Raw genomic sequence first — 16,001 nt, 5'->3', positions numbered from 1 at the left:
GCAGTTCACGGGCGGCCTCTGGTCGCTCGCCGAACGTATCACCCTTCGTAATTGAATAAGAGGGAACCCAAAAAACCATGAAAGGTTATTTGAGAATTGCCTTCTTAGCTTTAGCGGTTTTGCTATGCCAGGGAACATGGGCACTGGCGGGCACAACCGGATCGCTATCAGGCACGGTGTTCCTTGAGGGCACGACGACACCAGTCGCCAATGCCAAAGTGACCGCCTCGTCGCCGAGTCAAACCCTAACGGCGACCACGGACAATGGAGGTCACTTCTCGATGATCTCTCTGGTGCCGGACACGTACACCGTGACGGTATCGGAAGAGAACGTGATCGAGACTCTCGTGCAACGCGGCGTCACGGTATTCGCCGACAACACCCAGACGGTCAATCTTCAAGCGAAGAAGTTCGTCCGGACTCTCGGCGTTATCACCAGTCGCTCGTCTGCAGACCTCGTCAAGCCCGGCACGACCGCCGACGTCTACTCGGTGAACGAGAAGGCGCAAGCGCGTACGGCGGTGCTCGGCGGCGGCGGCGGCGGCGATCAAGGTTATTCCGCGATCGCAGCGCTCCCCGGCGCGTACGTTCCTCCCGGACAGTCGGGCTGGTATCAGACCGTCTACATCCGCGGCGGAGACTACGACCAAGTCGGCTATGAGTTTGACGGCGTGCCGGTCAACCGGTCGTTCGATAACTATCCGACCACCAATCTTTCGGCGCTCGGCCAACAGGAACTGCAGTTGTACACGGGCGCGTCGCCCGCCAACTCAGAGTCGCAGGGCCTCGCCGGCTACATCAACCAAGTGATCAAGAGCGGCACGTATCCAGGCTTCGCAAGCGCGAGCTTTGGCATCGGCGGGCCGAGTCTTTACAACAAGGCCAACATCGAGTTCGGTGGGGCCACGCCCAACCGCAACTTCTCGTACTACGTGGGCATCGGTCTCGTCGACTCCGGCCCGCGGTATTTCGACAACAGCAACGGCGCCAGCATCACGCAGAGCTACGGCGTGCCGTGGGACGGCACCAATGACGGCGCAGGTTGCACTACCGGCCCCGGTGGCACGGGCAGCGGGTTCTCCGGCTGCTATGCGAACAGAGCGTACTTCGGGGCATTCCCAGTCGGCCCCGGCGGCTACGTCATGGGCCCGTACACGATGACATTTCCGGCGAAGTTGACCGATCGCGAGAACGTGTTCAACTTCCACATCGGCATCCCGCACCATCGTGACAGCGGCAAAGACGACATCCAGCTGCTGTACGACGTGTTCCAACTGTACACGTACTACTACAGCTCGACGAACGACTGGGGCGGCCCGAGTTTCTTCGCCAATAACGTTGGCAACACGTTTGACGGCGGCCCGGGCTTCGGCAACAACGGTCAGGCTGCGTTCACTCCCGGCATAGCTCGCCAGTGGAACAACGTGGCGCCAGGCCAGCTCTTCTTGGGCGCCGATCCTACCCAAGCCGGTAATGTCGTACCCTACGCGTATCCGAGCGAAGGCCAAGCGGGCCTGGGCGGCAACGTGCCGGACAACAAGCGTGACACTGCGGACAACGGCCAGGGCATCTACAAACTGCAGTATCAGCGCAACATCGGCACCAACTCGTACCTGCGCGTCTACGGCTACATCTTCTACTCGTGGTGGTTCTTGCACGGTCCACTGACATTGAACAATGACTATGTGGGCTGCTGTCCGGACGACTACGAACTGTGGACGCACACGCGCGGCGGCTCCGTCTCGTACGTGAGTCAGCTTTCGCCGAAACATCTCCTCAACGTGGACGTAGGGTACTCGACGGCGAGCACCGTGCGCGACAACAACACGCAGCAGAGGAACTCGTTCAGCGGTGCACGCCAACAGGCGGCCTTCAGGGTCAATGCAGCCAATCCGCTGACCGGCATCTGCTACTTCGGCGGCATCGCGCGCTCGTGCGAGAATACCGATGACACGGGCGTAAGCCTCGAGCTCGACAACATCGCGGCGAGCGGCCTCCCGAATCCGAACACTGGTGGGGCCTGCGCCGGCGCTTGCGCCTGGATCGCCGGCGAAACCGGTCCGTGGGCGACGTTCAACACGGTCACACCGCGCTACTACGCGGCGTCGATCCAGGACACGTGGAAGCCAACCGACAGACTGACGCTCAACCTCGGTCTGCGGGAAAACGTCTACAAGTTCGAGTTCACGCCTACGGGCGGAGGGGCTCGCGACTTCTGGCTTGCCGCGTGGAACGCGTCGCAGTGCTACGCGCCGACGTTCCAAGGCGGACAGCCGTTTGACAAAACAAACCCGCCTGTCGGAGTGGTCGGGGCGATCTCCATCACGCAGCCGTGCTCGACGCTCGTCGCGTCTGCCGGCGGCAACCCGTTCATCCCGGCGACCATGGTCAACGGAACGGCCAACGGCGGTTCGGTGACGTATCCGGAAACTGAACCCCGCATCGGCGGGACCTACACGCTGAACCCGGACGACGTGTTGCGCTTCTCGGCAGGCCGGTATTCGCAGCCCGCGAACGCCGCCTTCCAGCAGTACAACACGCTGGAGCAAAACCTGTTCGGTCAGCTCATCGGGGGACTGTTCTTCAAGTTCGGCTACAACTCGCCGAACCATACCATCCGGCCCTCCATCTCGTACAACTACGACCTGTCGCTGGAGCACCACTTCAAGAACACGCAGACGTCGTTCAAGTTGACGCCGTTCTACCGTGCGACTTCTGACCAGGTGCAGCAGCTCTTCATCGACCCGAAGACGGCGTTCGTCTCCGGCCTCAACGCCGGAAAACAAACGACGAGCGGCGTCGAGTTCGAGCTGAACTTCGGCAACTTCAACAACAACGGCTGGGCGGGCCAGTTCTCGTACACCTTTACGCACAGCCTGATCAAGTACTCACCGCTGCCCAACGGCTCGACGGTGCTGGCCTCGATCAATAGCGACATCCAACACTACAACTCGTTCACGTCGGCATGCGTCGGCGCGGTCTCATCGACGAACGCGACGAGCATGTGCGGCGTCGACGGCGGCGTCAACGCGAATGCGACCCCCGGTGGTATCGCGAATCCGTACTTCAACGCCCCGGCGCAGAAGCTGTTCGATCCGAACGGCTCCTACACGCCGTACGACATCATCCCGGCGGGCATCCAGCTCTCCGAGGTGAGCTTCATCACGCCGCACGTGGCGTCGCTGGTGCTGCAGATGAAGCACGACAAATGGGCGTTCATCCCCGCGTTCCAGTTCCACTCGGGGACGAAGTACGGCGCTCCGGAAGGCACCGTCGGATTCGATCCGAACACCTGCGGAGCGTCGACATTGGGTGCAGTCGCCCCCACCGACCCGCGCTATCCGTACGGCGGCACGGGAACGGCGGCAGACGCAACCAACTGCTCCAACTTCCTGATCATTCCCGATACGTCGACGCACGTGTTCGACGCGCCTGGCTCGTTCACGGAGCCCAGCCAGTTCTCTGGCCACTTCGCGATCAGCTATGACGCGACGTCACGCGTGTCGTACCAGTTGAACCTGGCGAACGTCATCAACACCTGCTTCGGCGGATCGAAGCAGGCGTGGGTGAACAATGATCGCCACTGGTGTTCGTACGGCGTGATCAGCGGCAACGTCCCGTCGGTCGGCAACTTCTACAACCCCGGTAACGTGTTGCAACCGCTGGTGAAGTACCCGTATCTGCCGAACGTGGCGACGTCGCCGTTCAACGCGTCGCTCAACGTCAACGTCAAGCTCTAAAGCAACAGAGCTCACAATCGAAGGCCGCCGGGTTCGCCCGGCGGCCTTTCCAATTTAGATCGCCTCAACGTTTGTAGTGCCGGGGCTTTAGCCCCGGAGGTCGCCCCGTGCTTCTGGTCGAAGCCCCGGACATCACGCGCGGGGTGCGCCGCCGGCCGAATCGAGCCGGCGCACGTGCGTTCCAGCCCCGCTTCAACCTCTTCAACAGCTAAGGAGATCGCCCGCTTGATGAGTCCGCGTCTGGGTTTTGCCATGCTCTCCGCCGGCATGCTGGCCGTGCTCGTCATCGCCGGGTGCTCCAAGACCACGACGCCCCCCGTGCCGACTCCGACCCCGACCTCGTCGGCGACGGTGGCGCCCGACACGCTGTACGTGCAAGATGCGACGTCGCGCACGGTGCGCGCATATAAGGGAGCGTCGGGAATTAACGGCGGAGCTCTTGCCAGCAACGTGTACCCGACCGCGGACATCGCCAACCCGGACATCATCTACGGAATCGCCGCGGACGTCTTGTGGTACCCGGACCAGACCAACAATCGGATTTCGGTCTGGACGACGGCATTGACCAAGACCAACGTGAATCCGGACTTCACCGTGCCGCTGACGAACCAGGAAGGCGCGGCCACGTTCGATGTCACGCACAACCTGCTGATCGTCGCGCAGAACACCAGCAATACGGTACAGATCTACGCAAGCGCTTCGACCCTCGGGCAAGGCGGCAACACCACGCCGGCCGGCACCGCGACGCTCACTATGACCGACGGCTGCGTATCGGGCGCGCCGCGCCCGCAAGAGATGTATTACGACCCCGTGCACGACCGGCTGTTCGTGAGCGACAATGGCTGCGTCATCGGCGTTTTTGACGCCTTTGGCGCCGGCGCAAACGCCGCTGCGATCGCACACACCAACTATGCGGCGACCGCGAACCGCCAGATCACCGGCCTGTTCTCACCCGACGGTCTTGCCTACAATCCGACGACGGATGTTCTGTGGGTCGCAGAGCGATCGCACCTGCAAGTCGACGTGCTCATGACGGCCAGCACCCTGAATGGCTCGGCCTCGCACGCGCAGACGATCACCAACTTCGCGGGTCCGCTCGGGCTCGCGTACGACGCGGTTCGCGACTTGCTGTTCGTCTACGACGCGCAGGCGGTCGACGTGCTGCCGAACGCGACCACCGCGAGCGGCGCCTTTAACGCGATCCCCAATCGTCGCGTGATCTTTGACGCGCAAGTGTCGCTGAGCGGCTTCGGCCTGTTCCTGGACACCACACACTAACGCCAAGACCTCCCCTGTTCGCTTCGTCGCATTCGCGATCGACGGGCTAATTGTAGTGCCGGGGCTTTAGCCCCGGTTCAACCCCTTGACAACGATACCGCGTTGCTTGAAGAACGAACCATGGCTGACGGCAGTCCTCGGCTGAAGGGCTTCGATTATACGACTCCGGGTTCGTACTTTATAACGTTTCGCGTCAGCAACCGGCAGCCGATCTTCCGCACGCCCGCGGCCGCGATCATCGCCTGCGACCATATCTTGAGGTACCGTGAACGCGAGTGGTACGGCCTCCACGCATATTGCGTCATGCCCGACCACATCCACATGGTGGCCCGGCTGCAAAGCGATTCACGCCCTCTCAGCGATATCGTCGGCACCCTCAAGGCCACAATCTTGCATAGGTGCAGAATGTCGGGTCACTCATTCTTATGGCAACGCGGCTATCACGACCACATCGTGCGGGAATATGAGAAGAGCGACGCGACCATTCGGTACACGCTCGAGAATCCGATTCGCGCCGGGCTTGTTGTAGACTTTCGCGATTACCCGTATTCTGGGATCCTCGACCCGTGGTATTAGGGATATACCGGGGCTCAAGCCCCGGCACTACAACAAGCATTACAGACGCGGCAGCACAAGAACCGGGGCTAAAGCCCCGGCACTACAAACCTGGCACTACAAACCTGGCGCTTACAATTAGAAACCCAGGAGGCGGGCGATCACCATGCGCTGCACTTCGTTCGTGCCTTCGCCGATCTCGTTGATCTTGCAATCGCGCCAGTAGCGCGACACCGGATACTCGTCCATAAAGCCGTAACCACCATGGATCTGCACGGCGGCGTTGGCGCAGCGGCGCGACACTTCACCTGAGTAGAGCTTGGACATGGCCGCCGCGAGCGCGAACTCGCGGCCGCGATCCTTGAGCCATGCGGCCTTGAGCACCGCGGTGCGCGCCAACTCGATCTCCACGGCCATGTCCACGAGTTGAAATTGTATGGCCTGGAACTTGGAGATCGGCTGGCCGAACTGCTGGCGTTCTTTCGCATACTTGCTCGCCGCGTCGTAACAGGCTTGCGCCAGCCCGACCGAAAGCGCCCCGACGCTGATGCGCCCGCCGTCGAGCACGTCCAAGAACTGTCGAAAGCCCTGACCGAGCTGGCCGAGCACGTTCTCTTCGGGCACGCGCGCGTCCTGAAACGTCAACTCGCGCGTGTCCGAGGCGCGCCAGCCCATCTTCTTATAGGCTTTGGCGCGCGAATAACCCGGCGTGTCCGTCGGCACGATGATGTTCGAGATCTCCGGCCGGTCGCCGTCGCCGCGCCCGGTCACCGCGGTGATCGTGACTCCGCCTGTGATCGGCGTCCCCGCATTGGTGATGAAGCACTTCGAGCCGTTGATGACCCACGCGCCGCCGTTCAACGTCGCAGTGGTCTTGGTCGCACCGGCGTCGGAGCCCGCCTGCGGTTCGGTGAGTCCGAACGCCCACAACGATTCCCCGGAGGTCAGCCGCGGCAGATACTCCTGACGCTGCTTCTCAGAACCGAACATGAAGAACGGAGCGGTGCCAAGCGACACGTGCGCGGCAAGGGTGATGCCGACCGACGCATCCGCTCGCCCGATCTCCATCACCGCCAGCGCGTACGAAACCGTGTCGGCGCCGGCGCCGCCGTATTTCTCAGGAAACGGCAGGCCCATGAGCCCGAGCTTGGCCATCTTTTGCACGACGTCGAGCGGGAAGCGCGACTGCTCATCCCACTCCTGCGCGTGCGGCGCGACCTCGCCCTCCGCGAAGTCGCGACATAGTTTTTGCACATCCAGTTGATCGGACGTCAGATCGAAGTCCATGGCCGCGTCGAGCTTCGCTCGAGCCGGACTAAAGTCCGGCATACCACATACAAGCCTGGCATGCCACAGGGCGGCGGAACCCGACCGCGAAACATAGACTCCAGAGTGATTCTGTTTGAGGACGTCAAGCTGGTCTACCCTAACGGCGTCCACGCCCTCTCCGACATCAACCTCCAAATAAATCGAGGCGAATTTCTTTTTCTCGTCGGCAGCACCGGACAGGGCAAGTCGAGCATCCTCAAGCTCATCTATCGCGAAGTCCGTCCCACTGCGGGCGATGTGACCGTTGACGGCCGCCCTCTGTCCCGTCTACCTGAATCGCAGGTCCCGTTCTTGCGCCGCAAAGTCGGCGTCGTCTTTCAAGACTTCAAGCTGCTGCGCCAAAAAACGGTGTGGGAGAACGTCGCCTACGCGCTACAGGTGACGGGCGCCAGTTCGCGCGACGTCATGCGCCGCGTGCCGCGCGCGCTCGAACTGGTCGGCATCGCGCACAAGAGCAAGATGTTCCAGCACGAGTTGTCGGGCGGCGAGCAGCAACGCACCGCCATCGCGCGCTCGCTCGTGAACAATCCGCTGATCATGCTGTGCGACGAACCGACGGGTAACCTCGATCCGGAGACCTCCAGCGAGATCATGGCGCTTTTGGCGCGCATCAACGCCAAAGGCACGACCGTCGTCGTCGCCACCCACAATCAGGCCAGCGTCGATCGCATGCGCCGCCGCGTCGTGCGCCTCATCCACGGGCGCATCGCGCACGACGAAGAACGGGGCCGGTACCACGTTGGATTGGGGTAAAGTCCGCTTTTTCTGGAGCGAGGTCGCTCAGAACTTCACCCGCAACGCCGCCATGGCCGTCACCGCTATCGGCACGGTCGCCATCTCGATCATCGTCCTCGGCGTCTTCCTGTTCCTGCGCAGTTCGTCCGACATCGTCATGAAGAGCGTGGTCAGCAAGCTCGAGATCGCGGTCTATCTCAAGGATGAAGTCGAGGGCCCGACCATCACCGCGATGCTCCACGCGCTGCAGATCGATCCACGCGTGGACAGCGCGCGCTTCGTCAGCAAGAATCAGGCGCTCGCGGATCTGCGCAAACGCCTGCACGGTCAGGTCGATCTCGGGCTGATCAACAGCAACCCGCTGCCCAACTCGATCATCATCCATACGATCGATCCCGAGAACGTGCCGGTCGTCGCGCAAGAATTCACGAGCCGGCCCGAAGTATCGTATGTGAACTATGGCAGTCAGCACACGCAGAAATTATTGCGCGCAGAGACGGTCTTCGGCTACATCGGTATCGGCATCATCGTGCTGCTGCTGATCGCGAACGCGCTGATCATCTACAACACCATCCGGCTCACCGTGTTCGCGCGCCAACGCGAGATCAATATCATGCACTTGGTGGGCGCGACGCGCTGGACCATCCGATGGCCGTTCGTGCTCGAAGGCGTGCTGTCAGGATTGATCGGCGCCGCCGTGGGGCTGGCGGTGTTATGGCCGACCTACCATGCGCTGGTTCCCAAGCTTGCCCTGAATCTGCCGTTCCTCCCGCTCGACCTCTCGGCGGTGCCCGTCGGGCACATCGCATTGGAACTGCTCCTCATCGGCGGACTCATCGGCATGTTCTCGAGTTGGATCTCGGTCAGCCGCTTCGTAGAGACCGCGTGAAGCGGGTCGTCCTCGCCCTCGCGCTCCTGCTGCTGATCCCGAGGCCCGGCGATGCCGCGGCCCCGAAGCAACCGCCGGTGCCGCTCTCCGAGAAAATCAAGCAGAAACAGCAGCTGATCGAGGCCACGCGTCACAAGCTGCAGCAAAAACGCGGTCAGCTGCACCAGGCGCGCTACAAAGTGCAGACGATCTCATCGCAACTGGACGACACCAACGGCGCCATCACGCGCGTGACCTCGGCGCTGGGCGACCTCGACGGCCAGATCGCGCTCACCGAGAAACGGCTGGCCGTCCGTCAAGGCCAACTCGCGGCGACGCGCGCCAGCCTCGACCGCCACACCGGGGCGCTTGACCGCCGCATGGTCGACATGTACGAGCGCGGCGCGACCTCGTATCTCGACGTGCTGCTCAGCGCCACCTCGTTCGACGATTTCATCGAGCGCTGGGATTTCTTGACCATGGTGGTGCGCGCCGATACGGCGCTCATCTCGCGCATCGACGCCGAGGAGCAGCGCTATCGGAAGATCGTCGCGGATCTCACCCAAACCCAGGCCGATCTGAACGCGCAGCGCCAGGACCAGGAGACCAAGCGCGGACAGCTGGCGCAGTTGGCCGATCGGCGTCGCGAGCTGCTGTATGCCGCGCAGGTCCAGCGCAATCAGATAGCCGAGCAGGTGAACCAGCTCGAAGAACTGACGGCAGCCGAAGAAGCGCGCTTGCAAGACCTCATCCGCGAGCAAGAGCGTCAAGCGCAAGAAGCCATTCGCCGAGCGAAACTCGCCGCGTGGCAAGCGCGCCGCGCAGCCGCCATCGCCGCAGGCTTGCCCGTTCCGAAAGAGCCGCTTGAAGGCTCGGGCCACTTCATATGGCCCGTCAATGGTCCGGTCGTGTCGGGATTCGGCATGCGCTGGCATCCGATTCTCGGCGGCTATCGCATGCACACGGGCATCGACATCGCGGCCTCCTACGGCGACCCGATCGTCGCCTCGGACGACGGCACCGTCATCATGGCCGATTGGTATGGCGGATACGGCGAAGCGATCGTGGTGGCGCACGGCAACGGGCTATCCACGCTGTACGCGCACTGTTCGTCGATGCTCGTCAGCAAGGGCATGAACGTCCAACGAGGACAGCTGATCGGCCGGGTCGGGGCGACGGGCTATGCCACAGGGCCGCACCTGCATTTTGAGATCCGCGTCAACGGCGTTCCTGTGAATCCACTGAGCCGATTGTGAGCGGCCGATGAGCGACATTGAGCGACAGAAGGCGGTTTTGCAACAGCGAACAGGGAATCAGGTCTAACAGAACAATACAGACTTTCTACACGTTCTAGAGTACAACGGCGTCCCGAAAAAAGAAACGCCTGAAAGGAACCCGTGTCCTTCACCCGCCTTGCCGCTACCGTTTTAGCAGCCGTTGTCATCCTCGCCGGCGCAGTGCTGGTCGCCGAGCGCGCCAATGTGCTGCCGCGCCCGTCAGCTTCGCAGTATCCCCTGCTGGCGTTCAGACTCGGAAACGAGCGCCACGATTTCACCATCGGCGCGAATCCGGCAAACCCCCAAGACCGCAGTCAAGATCTGCAGATCCTTGACCTTTCGCTCAAGCGCGTCAACGATAATTTCTACAAGCCGGTGAGCGACGCCGGCTTGCTCACGGGCGAACGGCGCGGCCTGCTCGCGTTCTTGAAGAAGAAGAAGATCGACGGCCAGCTGCCGCAGCCCGATGCCGCCACGGGTGATCCCGACACCGACGCGGCGGCCGCCAACAAGATCCTCAACGCCGCATTTGACCGCTACGGCGCGCGCGTCAGTCTTGACGATCTGACCACGGCCGCCGTCAGCGGCATGCTCGGAACGCTTTCCGATCCATACACCGTCTTCTTGAGCCCGCGCGAAGTGAGATCGTTGAACGAGCTCATGCGCGGCGGCGACTTCGGCGGCATCGGCATCTATATCGGCAAAGACCCCAAGACCAAAGACGTCGAAGTCCTCAACCCGATTGAAGGCACCCCGGCGTCGCGCGCCGGTCTGAAACCGCTCGACATCATCGTCGCCGTCGACGGGCACGAGACCAAGCCTATCGACCTCGACTCGGTCATGGGGCTGATCCGCGGCAAGGTCGGCACGGCCGTCAGACTCGACATCGAACGCAAGGGCTCGGCGCGAAAGACGTACACCGTCGTGCGCGAGCAGATCCACGTGCCGTCGGTGTCCTACCATCTCATCGGTAAAGACGTCGGCTACGTGCAACTCTATGACTTCGGCGACACCTCCGAACGCGAAGTCACCGATGCGCTGGACAAACTTTTGGCCAAGGGCGCAAAAGCGATCGTCTTCGATCTGCGCAATAACGGCGGCGGCTTGCTCGACGCGGCGGTGCAGGTGTCGTCCAAGTTCATCGCCGACGGGCCGATCGTCTCGACGGTCAACCGTCGCGGCCAAGTGGAGACCCAAGACGCGTATCAGGACGCGATCCAGCCCAAGCCGCTCGTCGTGCTGGTGAACCAGTATTCGGCCAGCGCCTCGGAGATCACGGCGGGCGCCATCCAGGACTCGCGCGTGGGCGTGCTGCTCGGCACCAAGACCTACGGCAAGGGCGTCGTGCAGACCATCTACGATTTGCCCGGTAACAGCGCCATCAAGATCACGACCGCGCGCTACCTCACGCCCGACGGCCGCGACATCGACAAGCGCGGTATCGAGCCCAACATCAGAGTGCCGATGGATCCGAAGATTGTCGGCCTCCAAGGCAAGGACGTCCAGCTCCAAGCTGCGGTCGATTACCTGCGCAAGCAGATCGCGCTCGACACTAGGAACCCATAATGAAAAAACTCATCACCGGCACGCTCTTCGCCGCGATCCTCGCCGGCGTTTCGTTGCTCGCAGCGCCCGCGCGCGCTGCAGACGACGTCAACAAGTCCATGCTGGACTACTCGTTCCTGCGCGCCACGATCGATTTCTACAAACAGGTCGACTATCAGGCGCTGCTGGACGGCGCCGTATCCGGCTTCAAGACCGCGGTGAAGAACAAGGGCGGTGATCCCACCCACGTGCCGGTGGTCCGCCACCTGGGCAGTGACAGCGCCGATATCGCGGCGCTCAATGAAGAGCTGAAAGTCGTCAATCGCGAGTACGGGCGCACCGTCGGCGAGCGCGAGCTCGCGTACGGCGCCATCTCCGGCATGATGCAGTCGCTGCGCGATCGCTGGACCGTGTTCATGACGCCCCAAGAGTACCGCAGCCTCAACGAAAACCTTGAGGGCGGCGGCTTCCCTGGCGTCGGCGTCGTCATCGATGTGGACCCGGCGACGAAATCGCTGCTGATCGTGCAAGTGCTCGACGGCGGCCCGGCCGCAAAGGCGGGCATGCAGCCTGGTGACGTCATCCTGACGATCGACGGAACACCGACCAAAGGCCTGAGCACCGTCGACGACAGCAAACTCATCCGCGGCAAAGCCGGCACGAAGGTGCAGCTGGTCGTGCAGCGCGTCGGCGCGGACAAGCAACTGGTGTTTTCAGTCACGCGCGATTTCATCCACGAGCCGAGCGTCCTGACTCGCATGATCGACGACCACGTCGGCTACGTGCGCGTGCTGGTCTTCGGCACGACCACCGGCGACGAGATCACGCGGGCGCTCGCGGGCCTGGAGAAACAGGGGGTCAAGGCTTACATCCTCGACCTGCGCAACAACGGCGGCGGCTATTTGAACGCGGCGATCGACGTGGCGTCCAAATTCGTCGCTGACGGGCCGATCGTGGAGATCGACCAGCGCCAAAAACCCCTGACGACCATCAACGCTCAAGACAGCGCCGTGGCGTCGCGGCCGCTCGCGGTGCTGGTCAACGGCTACACCGCCAGCGCATCGGAGATCGCCTCCGGGGCGATCCAGGATTCGGGTACGGGCGTGCTCATCGGCACGAAGACCTACGGCAAGGGTGAAGTGCAGACGATCTACCCGCTGCCGGACGGCAGCGCCATCAAGATCACGACCGCGCGCTACCTCACGCCGAGCGGACGCGACATCAATACGATCGGCATCAAGCCGGACATCGAAGTGCCCGACGTCAAGGTGGAGAACATCGGCAATCTGCTGCTCGACTCGCAATTGCAGCGCGCGGTGTCGTTCGTGCGCGACCAACTCACGCCGCCGGCCCCAGCCCCCGTAACGCACTAACCAGGTCGCCTCTCGCGTCCACGCGAAAACCGGCCGCCCGTGGAACGCGTCTGGACTCCTAGCCCCGAATGCATCGAGCGCGCCAACGTGACCGCGTTCATGAAGCGCGTCGGCTGCGCATCGCTCGAAAAGCTCTTCGACTACGCGCGCGCGGACATCGCGCGCTTCTATCACGAACTTGTCTCCGCGATGGGGCTCGCGTGGTTCGCGCCTTACGAGACGACGCTCGATCTCTCCAAGGGCGCGCCGTTCGCGCGCTGGTTCGTGAACGGCCGCTACAACGCGACGTACAACTGCCTTGATAAGTGGATCCAGGCGGGCCGCGGCGGCGAAACCGCGCTGGTGTGGGAAGGCGAAGACGGGGCGGTGCGGCAGTTCACGTTCGACCACCTGCTCGCGGAAGTGTGCAAGCTCAGCGCAGCTTTGCGCAGGCTTGGGACGAAGCGAGGCGACGTCGTCGGCATCTACATGCCGCTCTTGCCCGAGACGGCGATCGCTTTGCTGGCGCTCGGGCGCATCGGCGCCATCGCAGCGCCCGCATTTTCCGGATACGGCGCGCCCGCGCTGGCCACGCGCTTAGCCGACGCCAACGCTGCGATGCTGTTGACGGTCGACGGCGCGCCGCGGCGCGGCAAGAACGTCATCATGAAGACGACCGCCGATGAGGCGCTGCGCCAGGTCCCCAGCGTAAAAAAGGTGTTGGTATACCGGCGCACGGGTGATGAAGTCCCGTGGACCACGGGCCGCGATCTCGACTGGGCGGCCGAAGTGGCGCTCGAGGACGATTTCATGCCGGCCGAGCAGACAGCTTCGGACGAACCGTATCTGCTTTTGTACACCTCCGGTTCGACCGGCAAGCCGAAGGGCGCGGTACACGGCCACGCCACGTTTCCGGTGAAAGTCCAGATCGACCAATACCTGTGCTTCGACGTCAAGCCGGGCGATCGCATGTTGTGGTTCACCGACATGGGTTGGATGATGGGCCCGTTTCTGGTGCTCGGCGCGCTGGGGTTGGGCGCGAGCATCATGCTCTACGAGGGCACGCCCGACTACCCGAAGCCCGACCGACTGTGGGAAGTGGTGGCGCGCCACAAGGTCACGCATCTGGGCATCGCGCCGACGGCGATCCGATCGCTGATGGTGCACGGCGATGACCTGCCGCGCAAACACGACCTTTCAAATCTGCGGATTCTGGGCTCGTCCGGCGAAGCGTGGAATCCCGAACCGTATAAGTGGTTCGCGAGCGTCGTTGGCGGCGGGCAGGTGCCCATCATCAACTATTCGGGCGGCACGGAGATCAGCGGCGGCATTCTGGGCTGCTATCCGATCAAGCCGTTGACGGCGTGCAGCTTTCATGGGCCGGTCGCCGGCATGGACGCCGATGTGGTCGACGAACAGGGCCGGTCGCTGCGCGACGGGCACGTCGGCGAGCTCGTGGTGCGCCAGCCGTGGCCCGGCATGACGATGGGTTTCTGGCATGACGACGAGCGCTATCTCAACACGTATTGGTCGCGTTTCCCGAACGTATGGGTTCATGGCGATTGGGCGAGCGTCGATGCCGAGGGCTATTGGTATATCCACGGCAGGTCCGACGACACGATCAACGTCGCCGGCAAGCGTGTGGGCCCCGCCGAGTACGAAAGCGCGCTGGTGTCGCACCGCGGTGTGCGCGAGGCGGCGGCGATATCCGTGCCGGACGAACTCAAGGGTGAGGCGGTGGTCTGTCTGGTGATCGTGCGCCCGGGCACGGTGGAAAGCGAAGCTTTGCGCGATGAACTCACCAAACTCGTGAGCACGACGCTCGGCAAAGCCTTGGCGCCCAAGCGCATCCAATTCGTCGACGATCTGCCGCGCACGCGCAACGCCAAGATGATGCGCCGCGTCGCGCGTGCGCGTTATCTCAAAGCGGAGAGTCTGGGGGATCTTTCAGCGCTGGAAAACCCCGCCGCACTGGAAGCGATCGACGCCGCCCGATGAAGCACGTCTTGGTCTGTTTTTTATTGGTTTGTGGTATGCCAGACTTTAGTCTGGCTCTCACCAGTGCTCCGCCCACCCCGGCGCCATCACCAACCCCCTCGTCCTCAAGCTCGTTGACGCCCGCGGCTTCGCAAGCGATCGAGATTCTCCGCGACGGCATCGACAAAGCGAACGCGGGCAACTGCGCGGAGGCTGTGAAGGCGCTCGAGCGCGGCATCGCGATGGATCCGCACAGCGTCAACGCGCCGACCGCCAATTTCGTCCTGGCGAGTTGCCGCTACTATTTGGGCGACAAGCCCGGCGCCATCGACGCATATAGCCAGGCAATCGCGTTGAAGCCCGATTACGATGAGGCGTGGGCCGACCGAGGCCGCATCCGCGACGAAGCCGGCCGGCACAGCGCCGCCGTGCAAGACCTCAGCAAAGCCATCGAACTGCAACCGCAGAATTCGACGTACTTCACCAGCCGCGGCATAGCGCGCGGCTGGCTCAAGGATTACAAAGGCGCGATCGACGATTTCACCAAAGCGATCGCGCTCAACGACCAGGACGCGCGCAACTACCTCAACCGGGCGGTCGCGAAGCGGGCGCTGCGCGACATGCCGGGCGCTCTCGCCGACATCGACGCAGCGCTGCGCGCGAATCCCGAATCTGCCGAGGCGCATCGATTCCGCGCGACGCTGCTCATCGCCAAGGGCGACTTCAAAACGGCAATCACCGAACTCGACAAAACTCTTCGAGCCAGTCCAGGCGACGAAGCCGCCATCTCCGCGCGAGGGTCGGCGTTCGAGGCGCTGGGCGATTACAAGCGAGCCGCCGCGGACTTCGACACCGCCATCGCGCTTGATCCACGAGATTTTTTCGCCGTGGTCAACCGAGGCCTCGCCCGCTTTCACCTCGCCGACTACCGCGGAGCGATCACCGATTATGGCGCTGCGGTCGCGCTCTATCCCAATAGTTCGCGCGCGCACGACGGGCGGGGCGCCGCGAAGGCGAAACTGAACGACGCGCCGGGCGCCCTTGCCGACTTCACGGCAGCCATCGCGCTCAACCCGAAAGTAGAAGAGTACTATCGGCACCGCGGCATCACGCGCTTCGCCATGCGCGATTACACCGGCGCGCTGACGGACCTCAACAAGGCGGTCAGCATGGCGCCAAACGACGCCATCGCCTTTCTCACTCGGGGACTCGTCCGGTCGCGGCTCGGCGACTCAAGCGGAGCCGTGGGCGACGTCCGGACCGCCGTCGCGCTATCTGCGAAATCCGGCGACCGGCAGACGCTGCGCGCGGCGACGTCGCAACTCTTGAAACTCACGCACTAGGC

11 protein-coding genes are annotated in these 16,001 nt (G+C 63.1%); 10 read left to right on the top strand and 1 reads right to left on the bottom strand.

From position 1 onward, the window contains the following. Positions 1–77: 77 nt before the first annotated feature. The 3 genes from VN934_10810 to VN934_10800 all read left to right on the top strand — a co-directional run bounded on the left by VN934_10810 (position 78) and on the right by VN934_10800 (position 5,594). Positions 78–3,740 (top strand): TonB-dependent receptor, encoded by a 3,663-nt coding sequence (locus VN934_10810; protein HXM19281.1) that lies wholly within the window; start codon positions 78–80, stop codon positions 3,738–3,740. Positions 3,741–3,968: 228 nt separating this feature from the next. Further along, positions 3,969–5,018 carry a hypothetical protein gene (locus tag VN934_10805; GenBank protein ID HXM19280.1) on the top strand — a complete coding sequence of 350 codons (1,050 nt, stop codon included), beginning with the start codon at positions 3,969–3,971 and terminating at the stop codon, positions 5,016–5,018. Between the two features lie 120 nt (positions 5,019–5,138). Further along, a complete protein-coding gene (locus VN934_10800) occupies positions 5,139–5,594 on the top strand; it encodes a transposase (protein ID HXM19279.1) in 456 nt (151 codons plus the stop codon). A gap of 117 nt (positions 5,595–5,711) precedes the next feature. Here VN934_10800 and VN934_10795 read toward each other — a convergent pair whose 3' ends face one another. Continuing rightward, complete coding sequence (locus tag VN934_10795; GenBank protein ID HXM19278.1) at positions 5,712–6,902, bottom strand: acyl-CoA dehydrogenase family protein; 1,191 nt, start codon at positions 6,900–6,902, stop codon at positions 5,712–5,714. Positions 6,903–6,965: 63 nt separating this feature from the next. Between VN934_10795 and ftsE the strand changes: the two genes are divergently transcribed. The 7 genes from ftsE to VN934_10760 all read left to right on the top strand — a co-directional run bounded on the left by ftsE (position 6,966) and on the right by VN934_10760 (position 15,999). Then, positions 6,966–7,655 (top strand): cell division ATP-binding protein FtsE, encoded by a 690-nt coding sequence (ftsE, locus tag VN934_10790; GenBank protein ID HXM19277.1) that lies wholly within the window; start codon positions 6,966–6,968, stop codon positions 7,653–7,655. Next, positions 7,642–8,526 (top strand): permease-like cell division protein FtsX, encoded by an 885-nt coding sequence (gene ftsX / locus VN934_10785; GenBank protein HXM19276.1) that lies wholly within the window; start codon positions 7,642–7,644, stop codon positions 8,524–8,526. The genes ftsE and ftsX overlap by 14 nt, the downstream gene beginning before the upstream one ends. After that, complete coding sequence (locus VN934_10780; protein ID HXM19275.1) at positions 8,523–9,761, top strand: peptidoglycan DD-metalloendopeptidase family protein; 1,239 nt, start codon at positions 8,523–8,525, stop codon at positions 9,759–9,761. The genes ftsX and VN934_10780 overlap by 4 nt, the downstream gene beginning before the upstream one ends. A 141-nt stretch (positions 9,762–9,902) precedes the next feature. Then, the gene (locus VN934_10775; protein HXM19274.1) at positions 9,903–11,348 is read left to right on the top strand and encodes a S41 family peptidase; all 1,446 of its coding nucleotides are present in this window, start codon (positions 9,903–9,905) and stop codon (positions 11,346–11,348) included. After that, entirely contained in the window at positions 11,348–12,700 is a 1,353-nt protein-coding gene (locus tag VN934_10770) for a S41 family peptidase (protein ID HXM19273.1), read from the top strand. Before VN934_10775 ends, VN934_10770 begins: the two co-directional genes overlap by 1 nt. A 39-nt stretch (positions 12,701–12,739) precedes the next feature. Beyond that, positions 12,740–14,677: an AMP-binding protein gene (locus tag VN934_10765; GenBank protein HXM19272.1), complete on the top strand. Its 1,938-nt coding sequence runs from the start codon at positions 12,740–12,742 to the stop codon at positions 14,675–14,677. Positions 14,678–14,712: 35 nt separating this feature from the next. Continuing rightward, on the top strand, positions 14,713–15,999 hold the full coding sequence (locus tag VN934_10760; GenBank protein ID HXM19271.1) for a tetratricopeptide repeat protein: 1,287 nt from the start codon (positions 14,713–14,715) through the stop codon (positions 15,997–15,999). The last annotated feature ends 2 nt before the right edge of the window (positions 16,000–16,001 follow it).

The organism is Candidatus Tumulicola sp. (genome assembly GCA_035601835.1).
Taxonomy (GTDB): domain Bacteria; phylum Vulcanimicrobiota; class Vulcanimicrobiia; order Eremiobacterales; family Eremiobacteraceae; genus DATNNM01.
The sequence above is the reverse complement of the archived record's forward strand: the minus strand, read 5'-3'. Positions and strand labels throughout refer to the sequence as shown.

Excerpts from the sequence above, each read along its gene's own strand:
- VN934_10810 (HXM19281.1), top strand. The coding sequence starts at position 78 with ATGAAAGGTTATTTGAGAATTGCCTTCTTAGCTTTAGCGGTTTTGCTA.
- VN934_10805 (HXM19280.1), top strand. The coding sequence starts at position 3,969 with ATGAGTCCGCGTCTGGGTTTTGCCATGCTCTCCGCCGGCATGCTGGCC.
- VN934_10800 (HXM19279.1), top strand. The coding sequence starts at position 5,139 with ATGGCTGACGGCAGTCCTCGGCTGAAGGGCTTCGATTATACGACTCCG.
- VN934_10795 (HXM19278.1), bottom strand. The coding sequence starts at position 6,902 with ATGCCGGACTTTAGTCCGGCTCGAGCGAAGCTCGACGCGGCCATGGAC.
- VN934_10770 (HXM19273.1), top strand. The coding sequence starts at position 11,348 with ATGAAAAAACTCATCACCGGCACGCTCTTCGCCGCGATCCTCGCCGGC.
- VN934_10760 (HXM19271.1), top strand. The coding sequence starts at position 14,713 with ATGCCAGACTTTAGTCTGGCTCTCACCAGTGCTCCGCCCACCCCGGCG.